This is a genomic window from Anaerotruncus sp., assembly GCF_057433415.1.
In genome coordinates, this window is record NZ_DBMDHH010000067.1 from 12,084 (window position 1) to 12,362 (window position 279).

Annotated in this window: 1 protein-coding gene; it reads left to right on the plus strand. The window is 67.7% G+C overall.

All coding sequences use genetic code 11. The annotated features are described in order from the left end of the window. On the plus strand, positions 1 to 279 hold a 279-nt coding region (locus tag ACZO3G_RS13325; RefSeq protein ID WP_486847332.1), incomplete at both ends, for an AAA family ATPase.

Here is a 279-nt window from a genome sequence, read left to right on the forward strand (position 1 = left end):
GAACAACCCCTGCCTCATCGGCGAGGCGGGCGTCGGCAAGACGGCGATCGCCGAGGGAATCGCGCGGCGGATCGTCGACAAGTACGGCCGCGACCTCACCGAGATGGCGCGGCAGGGGAAAATCGATCCGGTGATCGGCCGGGAGAAGGAGATCGAGCGGGTGCTCCAGATCCTGACCCGCCGCACCAAGAACAACCCCTGCCTCATCGGCGAGGCGGGCGTCGGCAAGACGGCGATCGCCGAGGGAATCGCGCGGCGGATCGTCGAGATGGATGTACC